Here is a 2500-nt window from a genome sequence, read left to right on the forward strand (position 1 = left end):
GTCAGCGTGAGGACAACAAATTGGGGCTGTAGCTCAGCTGGGAGAGCACCTGCTTTGCAAGCAGGGGGTCAGCGGTTCGATCCCGCTCAGCTCCACCAAGGACTGGCGCTTTTAGAGCAGCCGGTATGATGACTTTCTTGAAAAAAAAGGTTTGCATGAACCCTTCGGGGTTGATGCCTGTTGAATGTTACATTGTGAAGAGAAGATATGTCTGGAGGCTTCCAGGTGATTGTGGCGCAAGTCATGATTGTTCGGAGCATCACCCATTGACGGCATTGAAGGTCTAGCCGGCCGGAGATGAGAGAGGGTGCTGTTTTGGAAGGAAGCTCTGTCTGTAACGACGATCTGTTGTTTGAGGGACTTGTCCTTCATCTGGCAGATGCGTTGGATTGATGCGCCTGACCGCACATCATCGGACATTATCTCGAGAAGCTGGTCTAAAAAGACTGGCGTCTTTTTAGTTTGTTTTGCGCTCACGGATGAGCGGTCCTTCGGACCTATCCTCCGCGGGGGCGGCGAACGGTCGCCGACGCGCTAGCGCGCTGAGGTGATGAAGACGTCGAGTCTGAAAGAAATAAGGCTGCCGACTTTGTTGGGTCGGTGGTCAGATCGTGTTGATGGCATCGTCCGGGGTTGTACAAAAGGCCCGGACTTCATGATGGACATCGACAATGAGAACGATCAAGTGTCTTAAGGGCATTTGGTGGATGCCTTGGCATGCACAGGCGATGAAGGACGTGATACGCTGCGAAAAGCCGTGGGGAGCTGCGAATAAGCTTTGATCCATGGATATCCGAATGGGGAAACCCACCTTAGATATCTAGAAAATCATTTTGGTTCTTGCGATGGGTTCGTAAGAGTGGACGATGGCAGGATGCTTGCGAGGGACTTCCCCCGTAGGCCGACCGGCCGTCGGCGCTTTTGCGCCGCCCCGTCTGGAGCGCAGGCTGCGGCAGCAGCCGGTACGCGCGTGAAGACAGAACCCAAATGGTTTCTAGATATCGCGATAAGGTATTTTACTCTGAATACATAGGGGTAAGAAGCGAACGCGGGGAACTGAAACATCTAAGTACCCGTAGGAAAGGACATCAATTGAGACTCCGCAAGTAGTGGCGAGCGAACGCGGAAGAGGCCAGTGGCAATGATGAATAAAGCAGAACAGGTTGGGAAGCCTGGCACTATGGGTGATAGCCCCGTATGCGTAGAACAATCATTGTCCTTGAGTAGGGCGGGACACGTGAAATCCTGTTCGAACATGGGGCGACCACGCTCCAAGCCTAAGTACTCGTGCATGACCGATAGTGAACCAGTACCGTGAGGGAAAGGTGAAAAGCACCCCGACAAGGGGAGTGAAATAGAACCTGAAACCGGATGCCTACAAACAGTCGGAGCCCGCAAGGGTGACGGCGTACCTTTTGTATAATGGGTCAACGACTTAGTGTATCTAGCAAGCTTAAGCCGGTAGGTGTAGGCGCAGCGAAAGCGAGTCTTAATAGGGCGATTTAGTTAGATGCATTAGACCCGAAACCGAGTGATCTAGCCATGAGCAGGTTGAAGGTTGGGTAACACCAACTGGAGGACCGAACCCGCATCTGTTGCAATAGATTGGGATGACTTGTGGCTAGGGGTGAAAGGCCAATCAAACTCGGAGATAGCTGGTTCTCCGCGAAATCTATTTAGGTAGAGCGTTGAATGAATACCCGTGGGGGTAGAGCACTGGATGGGCTATGGGGACTCACCGTCTTACTGATCCTAACCAAACTGCGAATACCACGGAGTACTGTTCAGCAGACACACGGCGGGTGCTAACGTCCGTCGTGAAAAGGGCAACAACCCTGACCTCCAGCTAAGGTCCCCAAGTCATGGCTAAGTGGGAAAGGATGTGAGGATCCCAAAACAACCAGGATGTTGGCTTAGAAGCAGCCATCATTTAAAGAAAGCGTAACAGCTCACTGGTCTAATTAAGGGTCTTTGCGCCGAAAATGTACCGGGGCTCAAGCCATGCACCGAAGCTGAGGATGTGGATTTATCCACGTGGTAGCGGAGCGTTCCGTAGGCCGATGAAGGAAGACCCGTGAGGGCTTCTGGAGGTATCGGAAGTGCGAATGTTGACATGAGTAACGATAAAGGGAGTGAGAGACTCCCTCGCCGAAAGACCAAGGGTTCCTGCTTAAAGTTAATCTGAGCAGGGTTAGCCGGCCCCTAAGACGAGGCGGAAACGCGTAGTCGATGGGAACCACGTTAATATTCGTGGGCCAGGTGGTAGTGACGGATTGCGTAAATCGTATGATCTTATTGGATTGATCGTGCGGTGAAGCGGTTCCAGGAAATAGCTCCACCATGAGACCGTACCCGAAACCGACACAGGTGGTCAGGTAGAGTATACCAAGGCGCTTGAGAGAACTGCGTTGAAGGAACTCGGCAAATTGCACGCGTAACTTCGGAAGAAGCGTGACCCTTTTATACGCAAGTATATGAGGGTGGCACAGACCAGGGGGTA

1 tRNA gene and 1 rRNA gene (1 of these 2 only partly in view) are annotated in these 2500 nt (G+C 52.3%); both read left to right on the forward strand.

From position 1 onward, the window contains the following. The first annotated feature begins 22 nt into the window (after positions 1-22). Positions 23-98: transfer RNA gene (locus HPQ62_RS20765), tRNA-Ala, on the forward strand. Between the two features lie 581 nt (positions 99-679). Next, positions 680-2500 (forward strand): 23S ribosomal RNA (locus HPQ62_RS20770); it runs 1111 nt beyond the window's last position.

Origin of the sequence: Martelella limonii (assembly GCF_013344475.1) — a bacterium.
Classification (GTDB): domain Bacteria; phylum Pseudomonadota; class Alphaproteobacteria; order Rhizobiales; family Rhizobiaceae; genus Martelella; species Martelella limonii.